We start from the raw sequence: 18675 nt of genomic DNA, 5'->3' as shown, positions 1-18675 counted from the left end.
CGACCGTTTTTCCGTACGTCCAGCATGGGCAATCTATTTTATAAATTTACACCGTAGCCTTCGCCTTGTTGGCAAAGAATTGCGGCAAATGCTCTTTATGTGCTTCCAGCAATTCATCCAGCACGGTTTGGGCAATGTCACCGCTTGGAACGAGCGGATTCAGGGTGAAGGCTTGCAGTGCGGTTGCATAGTCACCGGTGACCGCCGCTTCAATCGTCAGTTCTTCCATCGCCTTCATGACTTGCAGCAAGCCGCGTTGTGCTGGCGGGAATTTGCCAAAGTTTACAGGCTCCGCCCCATGTGCGCGAATCACGCTGGTAATTTCGATTGCGCTATCATAAGGAACATCATCAATCGCTCCGTTATTCCGTGTGCTTACCACCATCAGCGTGCCTTTGTTATTATAGATCGAATTAATAATTTCACAGGCTGCATCGCTGTAATGCGCACCACCGCGTTTGGATAGTTCCTCTGGTTTGTAATCCAGATTCGGATCTTTATACAGTTCAAACAGACTCTCTTCGAGACGTTTGACGACCTGCCCCCGAGTTCCTTCGTTTTTGGCTTCCTCTAATTCTTCTTTGAGCATGTTATCCGTCATGTAGTAATACCGATGGTAAGGACAAGGCAGCATTTTCAATTGACGAACCTGATCATACAGGAAGCGCATGTTCCTGATATTTTCAACGACCTTCTCCGGTTTTGCGCCGGGCGCGTACAGTCCTTCAATGACTTGCTCCGTTAATTCGGCCCCTGTTTTGTCAAAAATTCTGTGCCAGTGAAGGTGGTTAATGCCTGCAAATTTGAAAAACAGCTCTTCTTCCGGTTTGTCCAGCACGGCTGCTGCACTCTTGATTGCACCAATCGGAACATTACATAATCCGATGACTTTGTCCCATTGACCATAACGAAGCACCGCTTCGGTGACCATACCAGCAGGATTGGTGAAATTAATCAGCCATGCATTCGGACACAGCTCTTTCATATCTTCGACGATACTAAGGATAACGGGAATGGTACGAAAGGCTTTGAACATCCCGCCGGCGCCATTGGTTTCCTGACCGATCATACCGTGCTTTAACGGAATACTTTCATCTTTAATCCGGGCTTCGAGCAGGCCTACCCGAAACTGTGTCGTTACAAAATCGGCATCCTTCAAGGCTTCCCGACGATCCAGCGTCAAATGTACTTCGCAATCAATGCCTGCGGCCTTCACCATCCGTTTGGCCATTGCCCCTACGATCTCCAGCTTTTCGCGTCCTGCTTCAATGTCTACCAGCCACAATTCCCGAATGGGAAGCTCTGCATAGCGTTTGATGAAGCCTTCTACTAATTCTGGTGTATAGCTGGAGCCTCCGCCAATGGTTGCAATCTTTATGCCTTTTTTCATGGTTAGTGCCTCCTGAGTATGTTTTTTTAAACCGCTTTCTTAAGCTCAAATTCACTGTAATCCCTGTAATGCATTACAGGTCAAGTGTTTTTAAAAAACTTATTTGGGGAAGGTGATAATTATAGGACGGGACCACGAACATGCTAAAATAGAAAGAACGAGGTGAGAAATGTGGCGAATATTCATGAAATTGCAAAGCTCGCGGGTGTATCCTCGGCTACGGTGTCCCGTGTCATTAATAACCATCCGTACGTAAGTGAACCGACAAGACAGCGTGTGCAGGAGGTCATCGACCGACTGGATTATGTTCCTAATTTAAATGCGGTTTCATTAAAAAAGGGCATGACCAAGCTCATCGGGATTATTTCAATTTCTTTTAATGATTCTTTGAGTGTATTTGTGCGTGGCTTTACAACGTATGCTCAGGAACATGGCTTTAATATAGCGCTGTTTATTACGAATGGAGAGAAGGAACGGGAGCTTGAAGCACTGGAAATGCTGCGGAGAAAGCAACTGGATGCTTTGGTTTGCATGATTCGTGTCAATGAGTGGAGTGTGATTGAGCACTACACCAAGTATGGCCCGATTGTGACATGGCAGCGTGTGAATATTGAGACGATTCCGTCCGTATTTATGGATCAGTATCAGGGGTACATGCTTGCGCTGGAGCATTTGTACGCCAGAGGCTATCGCAGTATTGTGAATGTATATGGGAATATGAGGGGACTGAATACGAAGGAGCGCATCCGGGCCTATCATGATTTTTGCAAAAAATATGATCTGGACGCTGATGCCTTCCCGCATTTTTATGACTTGAATTCCATAGAAGCGGGTGAACAAATTGCTCACTGGTGGGGAGAACAACCCAACAAACCAGACGCGTTTGCTTGCTCTACCGATTACTTGGCTGCAGGGCTTTTGACCGAAGCGCGTAGGCTTGGTGTTTCTGTACCGAGTGATGTTGCAGTGATGGGCTTTGATAATACCGAAATTTCGCATTTGCTTGATTTAACGACCATTCATTACCCGATTGACAAACAGGCAGAAAATGCGTTCATCATGATTTGGAATGCCCTTGAGGGACTGAATGAAGCACTACATCCTTTGGAGTTCAAATTAGTTGAGCGAGCGACCACTTAAGTGAACCGCCCCCGAATTTTAGACACATAATGTAATCATCCAAGATTCGGGGTGTGGATTTTACTTTATAGTCAATTTATTTGTTTAAAATAGGTATCTCTCCAAGCAGCTTCTTCAAGTTAATAGAATCCCATGGCATATGCTCTGTTATACCTAATCCAACTACATCTGTTGCTTCAGATAGTTCTTTAATCAGATTAAGTAGTTGAGGGATTTGCATGGTTCCCGCAGGAGAATAATGATAAGGTGCTTCAGGGTTGGCGAATAATAAAGAACGAAATGCTTTTGGGTCAAGTACGTCTAAATCAAGATGAATAGCCAGGTGCTTGATACCGCTTTCTTTAATCCATTCTTTTATAGATTCAGTACTGTTCGTTAACTCTTGGGTTCCTGCAGTTCTAATCCCTAGTCTTTGAATCACTTCTGTATCTGGTTCTGCAGGAGCTATACCTAGTCTTTGAAACGCTGCTGAAATCACTTCTATTTCTTGCTCTGTAGGAGTTGCTAATCCTGCGATAAAGACATTCTCAGGTTTTAGAGGGATTTTCACATGTTTTGCGAACTCCTCATCACCTTCTCCCAACAGATTTCCGAGCGGTAATGTATGTCCGTTATCATAGCCCACATATCTAACTAAATCACTGTGAGCATCAATCCAAATTAAACCTAATTCCCCACCGTATCGTTCGTTTAAATAGGCAAAAGGGGCTTGCTCGACCAAGCAGTCACCACCAAACATTACAATGCGATCTGGCTTATGAGCATCAATGATATGTTGAGCAGCCTCTAATTGTTCAAGCAGCTGTTTTCTCCCATTCATACCGTTCTCGTTTTCAAGCGGAGTTCCATCATAAGCTTGCACTGGAACATGAATAAGAGGTTGATCATTGTCCGGAGCTAGCCAAGCAAGCAGTTCAGCTCCAAAAGAGTAGTTAGGATTGTATCCCCCTTGCCATTGTGGCATTAACAGGCGTATCGTTTTTTTAGTCATGTTATTCTCTCCTTTACTTCAAAAGTAAGGCTAGTATAAACTGAACACAAATAAAAACGTAGTACGCACTTTATTGAAAGGTACTACCCGAAAGGATAGTGTAAATATGAGTATGGCTGAATTTAAAGGTAAAGTTAAAAATATTCAAGATACACCTTTTGGTTATACCGTATCAGTTATTGGTGGTAAATGGAAAATGGTTATTATTTACCTCCTGGCAGAAAACCAAACGGTTCGCTTTAATGATCTGAAAAGACAGATAGGAGCTATTACTTATAAAACATTGAGTTCACAGCTAAAAGAATTGGAAGCGGATGGTTTGGTGAATCGGAAAGAGTATCCTCAAATTCCTCCTAAAGTCGAGTACAGTCTCACAGATAAAGCGGAGACACTACTACCTGTTTTGGAAGGGCTATGTGAGTGGGGAACCAAAAACCAAAATAATTAAATCCAGTAGTGCTTAGATTAGGACAATGCTCTTTTCAAAGCAATACATGCTACTCGCGGATGTATTTCAATTAATAATTGGAAATGGAATATAATGAGGAGGATGTAGCCCAAGCCAAGGCGCAGGAGCGTCTTTTTTATTGAACTAACGGGAGTTACTTCGCGGTGGTTTGTTTAAACAGTCCACAATCCGGGTCAGTGTTCAGCACTGCCGGGGGTAATAACAAAAAAATTGAACGCAAATTAACGCTATGATATAATCGATAGCGCTATTGATAAATTAAAGTGAAAAGTGTATTCATTTTTATTCCTACTTTAATTGTACATCTGGAACTTTGATTTGTCAATGCTCTTTTTCATCCCAGAAAACGGAAAAAGGAGTGTGTTCAAGGAGAGATGGAAACGAAGGATTGGCAGCAGGAACAGGAGCGGCTGGAACGAGTCAGGAACAAGCTGCAGGCGAGAATCGCTGAACTGGAGCCGGAGGTTGCCGGACTGCGTGATCAGGCTGCGGACATCCGCAAGCGGTTTTGGGAAGATGTTACGATCAACACAAGCACGCATGAAGATTTCGAAGAGACCTTCTACACGATTAATCAGCAGTCGGCGGTCTTGGCCGAACGGGAGCGCGGCCACAAGCTGTTGACGCAACAACTGAAAAGCATGAACCGTCTGCTCCCGTCTCCTTATTTCGGACGCATCGACTTTCAGGAGGATGGCCTGGACCTCAGCGAGCAGATCTATATCGGTGTATCTTCCTTCGTCGACGAAGATGGATTGAGCTTTCTGATCTATGACTGGCGTACGCCAATCGCAAGCCTGTACTACGACTATTCCCCCGGCCGAGCGTCTTATGTCACGCCGGGCGGACGAATCGAAGGGACGATGGAGCTCAAACGGCAGTTTCAGATTCAAAACGGGCAAATCCGCAACATGTTTGATGCGAGTGAAACGATCGGAGACGAATTGCTGCAGCAAGTGCTCGGCAAAGGTGCAGACTCGCAAATGAAGAGCATCGTAGCAACTATTCAGAAGGAACAAAACGCCATCATCCGCAATGACAAAAGCCGGATGCTTATCGTACAGGGGGCGGCCGGCAGCGGTAAGACTTCCGCGGCATTGCAGCGGGTGGCGTACTTGCTCTACAAACACCGCCAGACGATCAGAGCTGATCAGATCGTTCTTTTCTCACCGAATCCGATGTTTGCCAGTTATATCTCCACCGTCCTTCCGGAGCTCGGTGAAGAGAATATGCAGCAGACGACTTTTCAAGAATATCTCGACTATTGGTTAGGTTCCTCGTTACGGCCGGAGGATCCCTTTGATCAGATCGAATACGTACTGACCGCACAAGGAGCGCCGGGATATGAGGCTCGTCTTCAGGGGATCGAGTATAAAGCTTCCGAGGCTTTCCTGCAAGCCCAGCAGAACTATGGAATGTGGTTGGGACGGGAAGGCATGCAATTCAACGATATTCGGTTTCGGGACCGCGATTTGATTACCGCGGAGCAAATGAGAGCGAAATTTTACGGTTATGACCGTTCACTGCCATTGTACAATCGTGTCGTTCTTTTGCAAGAATGGCTGCTGAATGAACTGGCCTCGCTGGAACGCATGGAACGGGACGCGCTTTGGGTAGAGGAAGAGTTGAATTATCTCGACACCGAGCAGTACGCGGAAGTCTTCGGAATGCTGCACAAAGAGAAGGAAGTATTCGACGTTGCGGAACAATACGCCGTAGTTCGCGAGAAAATAAACAACAAGCGCCGGGAAGATGAAGGCGACTTTAACTTCGCCCGGAGGGAGGAAGATCTGCTCCGCCGCAGGATCGTGAAAGAAAGCTTTAAACCGCTAAGGAAAATCGTGAAGAAGCTCTTGTTTGTAGATATCAAAGGCATATATGGCCAATTATTTGTTGACGAAGCCGCTTATCGGGAGAAAACGAATGGGGCCGTCATCCCCCTGCTGTGGCCTGAAATATGCAGGCAAACCAAGGAAGCGCTGCTCCGGAACGAGTTATTCTACGAGGATGGGACTCCGTATTTGTATGTAAAAGAACTGATCGAAGGCGTCCGGACGAACACGGAAATTCGGTATGTTTTCGTTGATGAGGGTCAGGATTATTCGCCGTTTCAATATGAATATCTAAAAAAGCTGTTCCCCCGTGCCCGGATGACGGTGCTCGGCGATTTCGGGCAAGCAATCTTCATGCAGGCCACAAGTCTGGACGCATCCGATTCGCCGCTTGTCCGCCTTTTCGGGGAAGACGAAACAAGCCTTGTTCGCCTGGTACGCAGTTATCGTTCAACCAGGGAGATTGTTGAATTTACGAAATCGATGCTTCCAGGCGGGGAAGAAATTGTACCGTTTGAAAGAGGAGGCCCAAAACCACTTCTCACGAGACTGGACGGCGGGGAGAAGCGTGATGCGCAAATTCTGGCAGACATTGCGGCGCTCAGGGCCGAGGGCTTCGATTCCATTGCCGTCATTACGAAGACCGCAGCCGAAAGCCGTGAGGCCTATGAATCGTTACGGACTCATGGAGGTGAAGCTCTGCAGCTCATTACGAAAGAGACGTCAGGCTTTGAAAAAGGAGTGATGGTCATTCCCGTGTATCTCGCCAAAGGTGTCGAGTTCGATGCAGTCTTGGTCTATGATGCTTCGTCTGAATCTTACGGCCGGGGCAATGAACGAAAGCTTCTGTATACGGCGTGTACGCGGGCCATGCACCGGCTCCATCTTTACACGACGGGCGATTGGTCGCCGTTCGTGCAGGCATTGCCTGCGAATTTGTACGAGAAAGCGCCATATTGACGGATCGGGGGTAGCGTCGCAAATCTTCCCACGCCGCAAGCGCGGGAGCGGACGCGAATCCACTGAGTGCCGTCGTCGCGGGTTATGGCGACACGTTCTTCCTGTCCGTATGCATCGTGACCGCAGGTGTCGCACTGTTGCTCCTTCTGCGTAAACCGAAGCAGCAGGAAGAAGACGGAACCGCTGGCGAGGATAATCCGGACCCCGCGATGATGATAGGTCACTAATCGCGAATCGGCTCCGATTCGCTCGTATGCAAATAGCCTTGGCCGTTAGTTAGCCAAGGCTATTTTTTACTGTACGCCCACCTCAAAACTTGGAAATATACGATATATAATCCGAGTGGGAAGGGGCGATCTTTGAATGTGACCAGTAAGTGTTCTGGCATGTTATGCACATATTGAAAAAGATGTAACGCTGGCACAATTTGCAGAACATTCCGGTGTTCATCAAAGAACGGACGAAAGATGAGATTCTTCCGGGGCTAGCTTGTGTAGAAATTATCATCAATGGCAAGAAGGTCAATCCGCTGCCATTCATTGGCGGTAACAGTCCCTCCGACCGTTAGCCTATAAAGGTATACCTTTACGGACTATAGTGAACGGAAGTATTAGACCTATGATCTTAGTTAAGCTAACGGGCAGGTTAGTCTAAAAAAGAATGCGCAGTTAATTAAATCTCCTCAGGTTTAAATTATCATGAATAAATCAAGACAGAGACCATCAAAATTTTAGGAAGACAAAATTAGCTAAGAAGTAAAGAAATCCAAAAAAGATAATGACATACGCGCTATATTTAATTAATGTGGAAACCACCATACTCAAATCAGACTTGTGGTTAATATCCTTATGCTTCACTTCTAACGAACGATGTGGTTGATCATTCATCTTGATCATCTCCTAAAGGTGATTGAGTATTTTGTGAACCATTACACACCTTAAAAAGTACTGAGCCACTACTGTCGATTTATACTTTTTGCATGTATCAAGGACAAGCTTGTAATGTAAGTTAGGTATAGTGATTCATGAAATGTTTAAGGTTGGATTTCGTGGACATCAAGTTTGAGAATGATGTTTTCTGAATTATTTCAACAATGACTCGATTGATTTATCCAATGGAGTCAACTGATCACCCAGAAGATGTTCTAAATCTTTAGATGTAGATAGGAATTTCTGATCTGCGATAGCTTTATGGAATGTATTAACGAGCGACTCTGCTGAACCGGCCTTCACGCCTGATTCTATCAACTTCTCAATAGTCAAATTACTCGGTGTTTCTTTGTAGGATATTTCTTTTCCTACTATGCGTGAAAGAACAGCAGCCATCTCTGAAAAAGTTATAAGTTTTGACCTTACTAATTCATAAGTTTTATTTTTGTGGCCCTCTTCAGTCAGAACCGTTGCATTTACCAAAGCTAGATCTTTTCGAAGTACATAGTTAAATGCTCTTCCGTTAGTTGAAGAAAGCAACTCGCCATGTTTAACAGCAGCCTTAAGATCGTAGGCTACTTCATCCAAATACGTACTGTTACGTATAAAAGTGAAGGGCAGATTCACAGCGCGTATTGCATGCTCGGTAGCTAGTTCAACATCTTCTAAGCCAAATGCCCTTATTTCCGGATCTGCCAGTCCAACATAAAATATGTGATCAACTTGGGCTGATTTAGCAGCTATGACAACATTATGGTTTTGAATAAGACGTTTCGTATTGTCTAATTCAGGAGCTGAGATAACTAGAAGCTTATTTACTTCTTTAAAAGCTAGTTCTAAGGAGCTTAGATCATCAAAGCTACCAACCCGAAGTTCAATTCCTTTCTCAGCCAAATGTTTTGCTTTTTTCTTATCTCTAACTAAGGCGATAATCTGATTTGCAGAGATTTCCTTGGTATTGAGAAGATGATCGATAGTCAAACCTCCTAATTTCCCTGTAGCACCTGTAATCATGATTTTCTCCAATTGTATGCACCTCACAGATTGTATATTTTGATGTTAATTAGCGTCCATCCCTAATTGAAAATGGAATTTCCCAAACGATAAACTTACTTAACGGTAAGTAAGTTTATTCTAATTAAGAACATTACATTTGTAAAGACTAACTCTTAAATCTAATCAACATTGTATATTTAATAAACGAACGTTAAGATAGTATTAACGAGATAAATATGGGGGATTGTTTCTTGAAGACAAGAGAAAAAATTTTGAAAGAGAGTATTAAGCTCTTTGCTGAACATGGTTTTGAAAGAACATCAATGTCTAAGATTGCGAGTTTGCTTGGATTTACTAAGCCAGCTCTTTATGCTCACTATAAGAATAAAGCTGCCCTATTCGAGGCGTGTCTTGACACTATTTCACACGAACAAAATACTTTTATAAAGAGCATCTTAGAAAATCCTAGCTATAACACGGTTGAAGCTAAGTTATATTTCATCATTAAAGATTGCACGTTAATTCAGGAAAACCATGCTTTTTTATTTTATAATCGTTTTTATCTACTGCCTCCAGTAGAATTGAAGGAACAAATAAAATATAGACTGGATGAGTCTACGGAGAAATGGACTTCGATGTTGATGGACGTTATAAACAACGCTATTGAATCCGGCGAGATTGATAAGTCTCTCACTAAGACAGAAGTTCTAAGTAGCTATATCTGTATATTAAATGGGATTGGATTTGAAGTTGAGACCAAACAAAATCTGGATCATATTTGGAAAATTTTTTGGAGAGGAATTAAGGCAAATTAAATTTAAAACAGTATCCTGAATCTATCTATATATGTATTTTCATTTTAACTTGTGGTAAGTAGCAACCATGAGATGTAAAGCTGAATCATAGTTTGAAAATACTACAAAATAAACATACTCGGTGGTATCTAAACAGTTTCCAACTGCTATCTCATTAAGCTAACGGAGAACGATAGCACAAAAGAAATGAATCAACACAGCCGGATATTCTGGCTGCTGTTTTCAATTACCGGACTAATAATAGGGATCGTCCAGAAAGGCTGACGATCCTTTTTTTTATACCTTTACGGACGGTAGAGAACGGAAAATGGAATTCATATTTATTCGGCACGGTCATGGGGAACATCTCAACAATTATCCAAATCGGTTGAATACTCTGCATCCTGTTACCAAAACTTATTGCACTAACATAGCGAATTTTACAGAAGTCTTTTGTAGGCTTTTTCACTTTGAGCGACTGTGCTCACAGTATGAGGAGGGGGTAAGGTCAGATTTCGTGATTGATATGGATACTGACCATATTTACGTGCCATGATATTGAACTAACGACAAACATTAGTTCAATGAAAACAGCGAGAGTCTAAGACTTTTCTTCTGACAGTACGGGGATTGATTGACAGATAAGAGAAGAGCCTGAGAGGGACGAAGAAATCTCGTACCCTCAGGCTCTTCTCTTATTATTGTTATAATTATATTATTAGTGATTATTTATGGAGAACATCCGCGTATTCGGGGAGACGTTCGAATCGTCCCTTGGCAAACGGGCATAAGGGTAAAATCTTAATACCGTTTTCCCGCGCGTATTCTACCATAGCTTTGACCAGCTTATCGCCAAGCCCTTGTCCTCGGTAAGCATTTTCGACCAAAGTGTGATCAATAATGTAAAGCTCCGGATTTGAGATTACATACGTCATCAATGCAGCAATGCCGTCGTTATCTCGAATAAGAAATCTTTTATTAGCGGTATCATGATCTACAATATGCATGTTCATCCCTCTTTCTTTGTTGAATATTCACCGTCCAGACGTCTATACGTCAGTGCTCCGCTTGGACAGGTGTCAATATGTCGGGCAATTGCCTCCATAGTGTCAGCATCGGGATTAACCCAAGGACGCTTGCTTAAATTAAAAACACCAGGGAGGCCTTTTACGCAAATACCGGAATGAATGCATACCTCCGAATTAAACATTACCTCGATATCTTTACCATAGTATACTTTCTGATTAGTCATAATTCCTTCACATCTTTCACTTATGAGTTTGTTTAAAGACCAAGATTCATTCTTCGAAAGCTGTCAGAAATCTTTCCAAATGGCGAAGCGTTGATTCGTCGTCCAATTCTCCGGTGGTTTCATTCGGTTTTTCGTGATTGCTGCCGATGAGAACCTTCGGACCCGACATCGGTATAGGCATTCATGGCAAGCAGTGTCTGTCTCACCTGGTCTTGTGACTGCGCAGGGTGACAATCAGTACGCCGTCCGCTTTTCGAATGCTTTCTTTAAATTGGACAACCGACTGGGGATCGCCTTGGCTCTCGATGTCAGAATTATAAAGAGGAATCGTTAATAAGTCAACGTGATGAATCTCCCAATGTTTTGGCGCAAGCTCTTTCACAGCCTTTAACACCCTTCTATTGAAAGAACCTTCACGAAGACTTCCGCATATGGCAGTGATGGTGAGTTTGTTTTCGCTCATTCTTGCGTTCTCTTCTCTTGGTTTAAACCACTCCACATTACACGAGCGAGAAATGTCCTTAAGCAAATGCCCCGACTCCACTCCCGCAGGATCTATGAGCAAAGCCATATACTAACTGTTAATAGAGACTGGATAAATATGGAGATCAGTGCTATGCAGTGATGCCCAAACAATATTAACAGCAAGTATGGGATCTTTCTCGGCAATAAACCCTTACTCAATGGCCTTTGTAATAATTACTCTTCGCAGTCGGTAGCAAAACGCTACATTTTAGAAAGGCCATCACGCGATAGATCGCTACGCTAACTTCCACGTTAGATAAAATAACTTCTTCGACATCCTGACTTTCAAACGGAAATTCGTTTAAAGTCACTCCGCTTTCCAAAATTCTTCTAACCAATACGTTATTGTTTTCGATGAATAAACTTCTTGTTGCAATACTTCTTCTTGATCCGGATTCACTTGAGGAATATGGAGTGAGTTGCTATTCACTTTAAAAAGAGGTTTTTCAATCATACAGTAGGCTCCTCAACCACCTGTCAAATACACCGTTGCGTATCCTTTAACCAATATCATGCTAGTATCAAAATTGACTTTGATGTCACTTTCTTCAGTAATATTAACGGTTTTAAGGGGAAGGAAATTGATATAATTAATATTCATTCTTACCCCTTCAGCATTAGTAGCGGCAGCAACATATCCTTTCACACTACTAATCCATGTAGCAACATCGCCGCCTTCCACCCATATCTTTAAGTATACTTCAATATGGCCTGTAACTTTATTCTTTTGATAATAGGTATATGTGGTTGGGTTCTGACTCTAGCAACGTTTTCAATGTGACCAGTAAGTGCTCTGGCATATCATGCAAATATTGAAAAAAGACTATTGACGCATGTTAATATTTGGGGGAAAATTGAGGTTGAATTATAAATTTTGGATTTTTTGTATGAAAGGTGGTTGTGCCTTGGAACATACACCTACGATTTTAGCGGAGCTGGAGGATTATTTGCAGCGAAATGATGTAACGCTGGCACAATTTGCAGAGAATTCAGGCGTTCATCAAAGAACGCTCAATAATTGGATTCTTAAGCATCGTCCAGTTGCTATACATCAGTTGGATCGAATTACACGGGCAATGGAATTACCAGAGGGTCATTTTTACGAACGATACATAGAACATTACATCATCGAACGTTCCCCGGATTGGCGGCGTATTGAACCGGTATTGTTTCGCTGTGTGGAATTGGACAAGCTGGAAGCGATTAAACGTATAGTTGGGCATATTATGGACAACCTGCTCTATTCCCCGAAGCTGTTTGATGCGGCAGAAACATTATTCGCACAGGGTCGGCATGCTGCGGGGGTTGCGGAAGCAGAAAAGTACCAGCACTCCGAACGTTTGGCCATCTGTCAATATCGCATATTCACGATTCAGGTTGGGGACGATCAGGAGCGGAATTTACAAGCAGCGCTTCAGTTCCAATCGTTTGTCAAACGACTCGATGATGTGGACCAACTGGAGGGAATGGTGGATCTAGCTAACGCATTTCGATCATTGCGTCGTTGGGATCGTGTCATGGAAGTTGCCAAGGATTTAAAGATTTTAGCCGAAGCTCAATACTCCATGGCACATTCTCTGAAAAGGGAACAACATAAGAAGCCATTGCGACCGTTATTTTTTTATGTAGCTTTCAGTAATTCACTTATTGGAGGTGCTTATTATGAGCAGGGAAACTATGATTTAGCCTTGCAAGCAGCCTATAAATCTGTTGATTTGGAATGGGTGAAAGAGACTGATAAAGAAACAAAACGCTGGAAAAACTTATTTCAGGAGTGGGGCGAGGCTAATGTGTACCTGATCAAGCTCATGGCTGGAGATAGAGAGGTACTCCCAGTATATGCTGATCTCATCACAAGGACGAAAGATGAGCTTCTTCCGAGTCTATGGAACATTATGATCGCAGCTAATCGTTATAACATAGACGTAGATGATATTCTGAATCGATTTGAGTGGGAAATTTCAAATATACATGATCAAGGAGGAAAACAAACCAATGACCAGCAAAATATTGATGATCAGATTGTTGGTCTTTTGAGTGAATTGGCTGTCTATTATTTATCCAAAGGCAAGTACGAAAAGGGAGTTTGCTACTTATTAGCTGGTATGAGAAAATCCACTGAAATTAATAATGAACGCTCTATCCTTCGTTGCGTGAGAATGTTCGAACGTTATCGGAAATTCTTCTTAGATGAAGCCAAGACTGAGTATCATAATTTAGTGGAAATGGGGAAATGTCATGAAGAGAAGTATTAGCCAGCTATTTACGACTACCTTTTTGCTAGTTTTAGTAATGAGTGTACAAATGACGAATGGTCAAGTTACAACTATACCAACGGCAACTTCAAGTGGTGGGTTTCAAGTTCAAGGCTGGCATATAGGTAGTTAGCACATTCGGCTTAAATTGTATGGGGGTGTTTATTTCTAAGTCCACGCGTTTCCTCAAACGAAATCGGAGTATTTCAATCTTTTTGAAAAAGCCGGTTAAATAATGCTGAAAAATGGTGCTGCTAATCGTCGCGGCTATTTTTTGTTTTATTATAACTGTACCTGTGCAGTCTAATAATCATGATCAGGGCAATCAGCCTCAAATACAAATTGGTGGCATTTGAAACTGAAAGGAACAAGAGAAATCCCGATCAACCAGTTAAGGTTAGCGGGATTTTTTTCTACTGTTAATAAAGGAATCGAACGAGTACAGAGCGTACTTGGGTCATTGGAACTCCTAAATTCGTATAAATATTAAGTAGAACTGGAAAATGAAACACAAAAACGGAGTAGGCGGAATGGTGCTGTACAAGCGAAGCGGTCGCTTTTGTCCCCGGATTTCTACCCTAATCATGGGTCTAATTCAAGAAATCCGGGGGCGGTGGCGATGGGAAGCACCATCCGACTGCGTAGTGGCACAATAGGTAACTTTGAAGTTCAACTTATGCAGCTTTTAGTCAATTATGGTTTTTAATGTTCTGCGATTGAGTCATGTATACAAAAGGAGCCTCTGTCCCCACTTTATGAGAGGGGAATAGAGGTTTTTTTCCGTGCATTTAATAGGTCTCTCTACTTTATGCAAATTCTTAGGGATGCTCTTTTTTTGTGAGGAAGATTATTGGCAATTCCAAAAAAACGTCCTTTTATTCTAAAATATGACATATAGGAGGGATCACGCTGATGAATCAAGGTGTGACTTTACTTCGTGTCGAGCGAGCCAGGAGGAAACTGTATCAAGTCCAGAAAAAGTATGGATTTTTAACACATCCAAAAGTGATTGAACAATCCAAGAAGTTAGATGAACTGTTAAATCATTACCAAACATGCAAATCAGACTCTTAAGCTCATGAATGTATTACATGTTGCAACATACTACGATTATAAAAACCAGGCGTGGAGGTCATGAGGTTGAATCAGCGAAATCCTGTAACCCCTTTTGGATGGGAGATTAAACAAAAACTGATCGAGAAAAGAATGGATCAGAAAACGTTTTGCACTACATATCAAATTCCGGCTTCCAGATTGTCCAATCTCATTCACGGGACACGTAAGGCCAAAAGATATAGAAAAAAAGTATCCGAATTACTCGGAATTGAAGAATAAATATTTATCTATTTTATGAAATGGTTTTGTCTGAACATGAGTATTAATAAAATCAGTGGGAAGTCAGTAAGATCATCTCCGAAGGAGAACTGCAAAAAGAGTCTTATATAGGCCAATTTTCTCATAATAGCGAATGGTATCCTTCGATAACCCGGTTTGATCCGAGGTTTCTTTAATAGAAAATGAAAACTCCCCACTCATCTGTGTTCTTCCATCTATTGAATTCTGTACATTTTGTACGACTTGGAGTCAGCTCCAAGTCGAGTGGACCTTGCAAGTAAAACAGTACAGTTTTACTTGCAAGGAGTTTATGGTTTTAGCGTTCGGCCCTTAAAGAGAATATACGACAGCTGAATATACGACAGCTCATTTTTGAAAATTTTACTATTCTCTATTGTTTTCACATAGTCTATATTATAATCCCGAGTAACCATTTCATCCTTATCTATACTAGGTCTTTTTCGATTCCTATTTTCGCCCGCCGTGCTGTTGTCGGAAAAAATAAATGTGGTATTTAAGTCTTCAATACCCTCACTAATCTTTTTCCTTGTCACGTTCTTAGCTGTGATTGAGAGATGAATCTTTTCTCCTAGGCTCAATTTGTACGATAACAAGTGGAATGCATTTTCATTATCAACCTGTTCTTTAAAATGATCCAAATCTTCTACATTCTCCATCATAGGTGTCTTCATTAATTCCTTCCCAGAGAGGGAATACAGTTTATTTTGCTGATCCCATTCCTGATGTATATTTAACTGCTTAGTTAGTACCCCTAAAGGAACAAACATCGAATTTTTATACAGTACCGGGACGGTATCCATTACGGACGGGATCGAGTCAGTAACAATCTCGGTAGAGTTCATCTTAAACTCAACCTTGTGTGTTTTAAACTTAATCGTGGCTGTATTAGAAGTAGGGTCAAAAGTAGTTTGTCCTCCCAACAAATCATTAACGGATCTCAAAGGCACCATATAGCGATTGTTCTTATCAATATAAGGGGCTTTGGGAGTTGTGAACAAGATATAGTAATTGTTAATCTTCAAAAATTGAGTGCTTGGAGCTATACTCTGAGCTGACATTTTTCCTGTATAGGGTTGAGAAAAGCAAAAAAACAATGCGCCTATAAGTATAATCCTGAACAACATCTTTCCCACAAAATCTCCTCCTTAAAAGAAAATTTATTTGAATAATTCTTGTATTAATTTCCCATTATACCCGCTAATAATTTCATATGAAACAATGCTATTTTTAGGATTGGCTGAATTGTATTTATAAATTACTATATTTTTCTCTCCTAAAATGGTTAATCCAAGTTTTCTTTCTTGTTTTGATCTTATAGTGATCCAGTACGAGTCGGACGAGGGGGAACTTGAATTGGATTTTTTTAGCTGTACTTGCGAAAATTCATTTATTATTTGATGAATTACTTTAGGATCTGACACAGTTATCTTTCTTTCGTTTGTAGGATTATCATCTGATTTCATGATTTCAATTGTATCAATCTCTTCCAAATTTACTTGCCCCAAAGCCGCTTCTTTAAAGGTTATAGCCGTTTTAGATGCAAAAATGACTCCTGCAACAACGATTACTACAAAAATTATTATGAAACTTAGCACGTATTTTTTTTGTATTTTCATAAAGTCCTCCTTATAAAATCAATTATGTATAGCAGTAAACATACAAAAAGAGGGGCATATCAATTCCGTTCTTTTTGTATGATCTCTTTAAAAGTTACGCCGCTGTAAATGAGGAATTGGGATTCTCCAATTAGAAAAAGCGACTTATGCCACCATGTTTCTTGTGAGATAAATAAAAATAGGATAATTCCGAATGAGATCATAAGCATTATCAGTTCTACAATCGTATCGGTTATAATACTGGTCCTATGATTATTCTGGTATTTTTCGTACATCGTCCGACCAATCAAACGGATGGCGTATGCACCCATCAACCAATCATTAATATAATGGGGTGGATTATTATATACAATTCGCACTATTAAGGTAGCCAAGAAAATTATCAAAATAAGAAAAATTGGATTCTTCAGCTTCTTCGGCATAGTTTTCTCCCCTCACTCCATTTACAATTATTATACAATATCAGTGTGCAGATCGTCGGAAGTCTTCACGAATATACGATGCGAAAAAGGAAGGAGTTGTTAAGGATGACTACTGCTCTGATTATAGTAATAGTGGGTATCATTTTTTTCGTCGCGCTTTTTACTTTTTTGTTTTTTGCTATCAAAAGGTGGATCAATAGGGATCGGAACAAGATGAATTAATCAATTTGGAGTTCTTATGGCTGATCTAAGAGCCAGTACGTTTGGATGTGCCTGCCCAATTGAACAAGAATCGGGTTGTTGTGCCTTTGCGTTTTATCAGCGAAGCCTTTAAAGCAGAGGTGGAGTGGAAAGCGGGGATGAACTCTATCATTATTCGAAGTGCTGACCAATGCAAACCGTTTTTGAAAGTAGATCAGATCTGATGAAGAGGTGTTGTCTCAAAAGTAGGTTTTTCTACAACTGAGACAGCTCTTTTCATTTAAAAACGGTGTGAAACTACAAAGGGAAATACATAGAATCTGGAGACAATAGCGACTGGAGCAAAGGTCCGTTCGCTTACAAAAGAAAAATGCTTTCCCAGTAGCGATTTTATCGTTTTTGAGACACTCCCGGATGTTAGAGGCTTAACACTACCTTTTTCTTTAATTCCTCGGCCGCAGCTCGAATCCGCTCTGCCCGTGTCACGGCTGAAATCACCGCTACACCATCCGCACCTGCATGGACCACTTCCTCTACACGGTCCTTTGTAATGCCGCCGATTCCGACAATCGGTACATGAATTCCCACTTTCCGCATCTCATGCAATATCTCCGACCCTGTACGGCATGGACATCCTCCTTGGAGATGGTCGGATAGATGAGCCCCACGCCGAGATAGTTTGCACCTTGCAGACGACTCCTATAAGGGTCCCACCAACCTTTGGGCTCTTATCATGTGACCTTAACTGGGTGTTTACCATATAGTATTATTGTCTACACATCAAAACCAGACAGGGAGTGTTTATGTTGTATAATACAGCTTTTTATCGTGATATGTACATGTCTAACGATCCTAATCAACTTGCTGGTCAAAATTTTGTAAAGGCGGAGCATTTTGAACGGATGAAAATGGCTAATGCGAACAATCCAGTGTTGTTTTTTCAGTTTGCCGAACAAGAGTATTATCACAAAGCTCTTGCTCACCGTTATCAAGGAATTGCTCATGCTGCTGAGAGGTAGCTAATTCATTTTAAGTGAAAATCGAAAATAGATTGGGCAGTGGGAAGCGATGATTCCGCTCCCCATTTTTGCTTTATCTAAAAAGTATCAGATCATCTGGAGACAACAGCGACTGGAGCAACGATCCGTTTGAACACAAATACAAGGGGCATTCCCAGTAGCCATTTTATAGTTTTTGGGACACCCCCGGGGATTTGATGCTCAACGCTACCTTTTTCTTCAATTCCTCGACTGCAGTCCGAATCTGCTCTGCCTGCGTCACGGCTGAAATCACCGCTACACCATCGGCACCCGCACGTACCACTTCCTCTACACGATCCACCGTAATGCCCCCAATCCCGACGATCGGCACATCCATTCCTGCTTTGCGCAGCTCATGCAATATGACCGGACCCTGCACGGCGTTGGCATCATCCTTGGAGATGGTTGGATAGATCGGCCCCACGCCGAGATAGTCTGCACCTTGCAGGATGGCGCGGCGGGCTTCCTCAATCGTATGAGCGGAAACGCCGAGCATCCTGTTTCCGA

The 18675-nt window shown here is 42.0% G+C and carries 20 protein-coding genes and 1 pseudogene; 9 read left to right on the top strand and 12 right to left on the bottom strand.

Going from position 1 to position 18675, the window contains the following annotated elements; all coding sequences use genetic code 11:
* Positions 1-46: 46 nt before the first annotated feature.
* A complete protein-coding gene (locus WG8_RS18685) occupies positions 47-1390 on the bottom strand; it encodes a 6-phospho-beta-glucosidase (protein ID WP_007431786.1) in 1344 nt (447 codons plus the stop codon).
* Between the two features lie 171 nt (positions 1391-1561).
* Here WG8_RS18685 and WG8_RS18680 point away from each other — a divergent pair, with 171 nt between their 5' ends.
* Positions 1562-2530 (top strand): LacI family DNA-binding transcriptional regulator, encoded by a 969-nt coding sequence (locus WG8_RS18680; protein WP_007431785.1) that lies wholly within the window; start codon positions 1562-1564, stop codon positions 2528-2530.
* Positions 2531-2606: 76 nt separating this feature from the next.
* Here the strand turns inward: WG8_RS18680 and WG8_RS18675 are convergent, their stop codons facing one another.
* The gene (locus WG8_RS18675; protein ID WP_007431784.1) at positions 2607-3521 is read right to left on the bottom strand and encodes an arginase family protein; all 915 of its coding nucleotides are present in this window, start codon (positions 3519-3521) and stop codon (positions 2607-2609) included.
* Between the two features lie 106 nt (positions 3522-3627).
* On the opposite strand from WG8_RS18675, the gene WG8_RS18670 reads away from it, so the two are divergent.
* Entirely contained in the window at positions 3628-3969 is a 342-nt protein-coding gene (locus WG8_RS18670; protein WP_007431783.1) for a winged helix-turn-helix transcriptional regulator, read from the top strand.
* 395 nt (positions 3970-4364) lie between these two features.
* Complete coding sequence (helD, locus tag WG8_RS18665; RefSeq protein WP_007431782.1) at positions 4365-6782, top strand: RNA polymerase recycling motor HelD; 2418 nt, start codon at positions 4365-4367, stop codon at positions 6780-6782.
* 1082 nt (positions 6783-7864) lie between these two features.
* On the opposite strand, the gene WG8_RS18660 is transcribed toward helD, so the two are convergent.
* Complete coding sequence (locus WG8_RS18660) at positions 7865-8737, bottom strand: NmrA family NAD(P)-binding protein (RefSeq protein ID WP_157136338.1); 873 nt, start codon at positions 8735-8737, stop codon at positions 7865-7867.
* Positions 8738-8958: 221 nt separating this feature from the next.
* Between WG8_RS18660 and WG8_RS18655 the strand changes: the two genes are divergently transcribed.
* Positions 8959-9522: a TetR/AcrR family transcriptional regulator gene (locus WG8_RS18655; protein ID WP_043891244.1), complete on the top strand. Its 564-nt coding sequence runs from the start codon at positions 8959-8961 to the stop codon at positions 9520-9522.
* A gap of 704 nt (positions 9523-10226) precedes the next feature.
* Here the strand turns inward: WG8_RS18655 and WG8_RS18650 are convergent.
* The 4 genes from WG8_RS18650 to WG8_RS27180 all read right to left on the bottom strand — a co-directional run bounded on the left by WG8_RS18650 (position 10227) and on the right by WG8_RS27180 (position 11732).
* Positions 10227-10508 carry a GNAT family N-acetyltransferase gene (locus WG8_RS18650; protein WP_007431778.1) on the bottom strand — a complete coding sequence of 94 codons (282 nt, stop codon included), beginning with the start codon at positions 10506-10508 and terminating at the stop codon, positions 10227-10229.
* A gap of 2 nt (positions 10509-10510) precedes the next feature.
* Positions 10511-10753: a (4Fe-4S)-binding protein gene (locus tag WG8_RS18645; RefSeq protein ID WP_007431777.1), complete on the bottom strand. Its 243-nt coding sequence runs from the start codon at positions 10751-10753 to the stop codon at positions 10511-10513.
* A 202-nt stretch (positions 10754-10955) separates the two neighbouring features.
* Complete coding sequence (locus tag WG8_RS18640; RefSeq protein ID WP_007431775.1) at positions 10956-11216, bottom strand: NADPH-dependent FMN reductase; 261 nt, start codon at positions 11214-11216, stop codon at positions 10956-10958.
* Between the two features lie 369 nt (positions 11217-11585).
* The gene (locus WG8_RS27180; protein ID WP_157136337.1) at positions 11586-11732 is read right to left on the bottom strand and encodes a hypothetical protein; all 147 of its coding nucleotides are present in this window, start codon (positions 11730-11732) and stop codon (positions 11586-11588) included.
* A 451-nt stretch (positions 11733-12183) separates the two neighbouring features.
* Here WG8_RS27180 and WG8_RS18635 point away from each other — a divergent pair, with 451 nt between their 5' ends.
* From WG8_RS18635 to WG8_RS18630, 3 genes are all read left to right on the top strand, one after another.
* The gene (locus tag WG8_RS18635; protein ID WP_007431774.1) at positions 12184-13533 is read left to right on the top strand and encodes a helix-turn-helix domain-containing protein; all 1350 of its coding nucleotides are present in this window, start codon (positions 12184-12186) and stop codon (positions 13531-13533) included.
* Between the two features lie 912 nt (positions 13534-14445).
* Complete coding sequence (locus WG8_RS26725) at positions 14446-14607, top strand: aspartyl-phosphate phosphatase Spo0E family protein (protein WP_083837596.1); 162 nt, start codon at positions 14446-14448, stop codon at positions 14605-14607.
* Between the two features lie 66 nt (positions 14608-14673).
* Complete coding sequence (locus tag WG8_RS18630) at positions 14674-14868, top strand: hypothetical protein (RefSeq protein WP_043891243.1); 195 nt, start codon at positions 14674-14676, stop codon at positions 14866-14868.
* A 72-nt stretch (positions 14869-14940) separates the two neighbouring features.
* Here WG8_RS18630 and WG8_RS26720 read toward each other — a convergent pair whose 3' ends face one another.
* The 3 genes from WG8_RS26720 to WG8_RS18620 all read right to left on the bottom strand — a co-directional run bounded on the left by WG8_RS26720 (position 14941) and on the right by WG8_RS18620 (position 16505).
* The gene (locus WG8_RS26720; protein ID WP_332309838.1) at positions 14941-15069 is read right to left on the bottom strand and encodes a MerR family DNA-binding transcriptional regulator; all 129 of its coding nucleotides are present in this window, start codon (positions 15067-15069) and stop codon (positions 14941-14943) included.
* A 107-nt stretch (positions 15070-15176) separates the two neighbouring features.
* The gene (locus WG8_RS18625; protein ID WP_232289133.1) at positions 15177-16013 is read right to left on the bottom strand and encodes a copper amine oxidase N-terminal domain-containing protein; all 837 of its coding nucleotides are present in this window, start codon (positions 16011-16013) and stop codon (positions 15177-15179) included.
* A 33-nt stretch (positions 16014-16046) separates the two neighbouring features.
* Positions 16047-16505, bottom strand: a complete 459-nt coding sequence (locus WG8_RS18620) for a DUF5301 domain-containing protein (RefSeq protein WP_043891241.1) — start codon at positions 16503-16505, stop codon at positions 16047-16049.
* Between the two features lie 685 nt (positions 16506-17190).
* Here WG8_RS18620 and WG8_RS26715 point away from each other — a divergent pair.
* Positions 17191-17352 carry a copper amine oxidase N-terminal domain-containing protein gene (locus tag WG8_RS26715; RefSeq protein ID WP_007431773.1) on the top strand — a complete coding sequence of 54 codons (162 nt, stop codon included), beginning with the start codon at positions 17191-17193 and terminating at the stop codon, positions 17350-17352.
* Positions 17353-17545: 193 nt separating this feature from the next.
* Here the strand turns inward: WG8_RS26715 and WG8_RS18610 are convergent.
* Positions 17546-17829, bottom strand: a pseudogene (locus tag WG8_RS18610) (thiamine phosphate synthase); the annotation flags it as partial.
* Between the two features lie 102 nt (positions 17830-17931).
* Between WG8_RS18610 and WG8_RS18605 the strand changes: the two are divergent.
* Complete coding sequence (locus tag WG8_RS18605) at positions 17932-18147, top strand: hypothetical protein (protein ID WP_007431771.1); 216 nt, start codon at positions 17932-17934, stop codon at positions 18145-18147.
* Between the two features lie 166 nt (positions 18148-18313).
* Here the strand turns inward: WG8_RS18605 and WG8_RS28765 are convergent.
* A partial coding sequence (locus WG8_RS28765; protein ID WP_007431770.1) for a thiamine phosphate synthase occupies positions 18314-18675 on the bottom strand: 362 nt, incomplete at its 5' end.

Origin of the sequence: Paenibacillus sp. Aloe-11 (assembly GCF_000245715.1) — a bacterium.
GTDB classification, from domain to species: Bacteria; Bacillota; Bacilli; order Paenibacillales; family Paenibacillaceae; genus Paenibacillus; species Paenibacillus kribbensis.
Note: the sequence above shows the minus strand (reverse complement) of the source record. Positions and strands in the feature narration are given on the sequence as shown.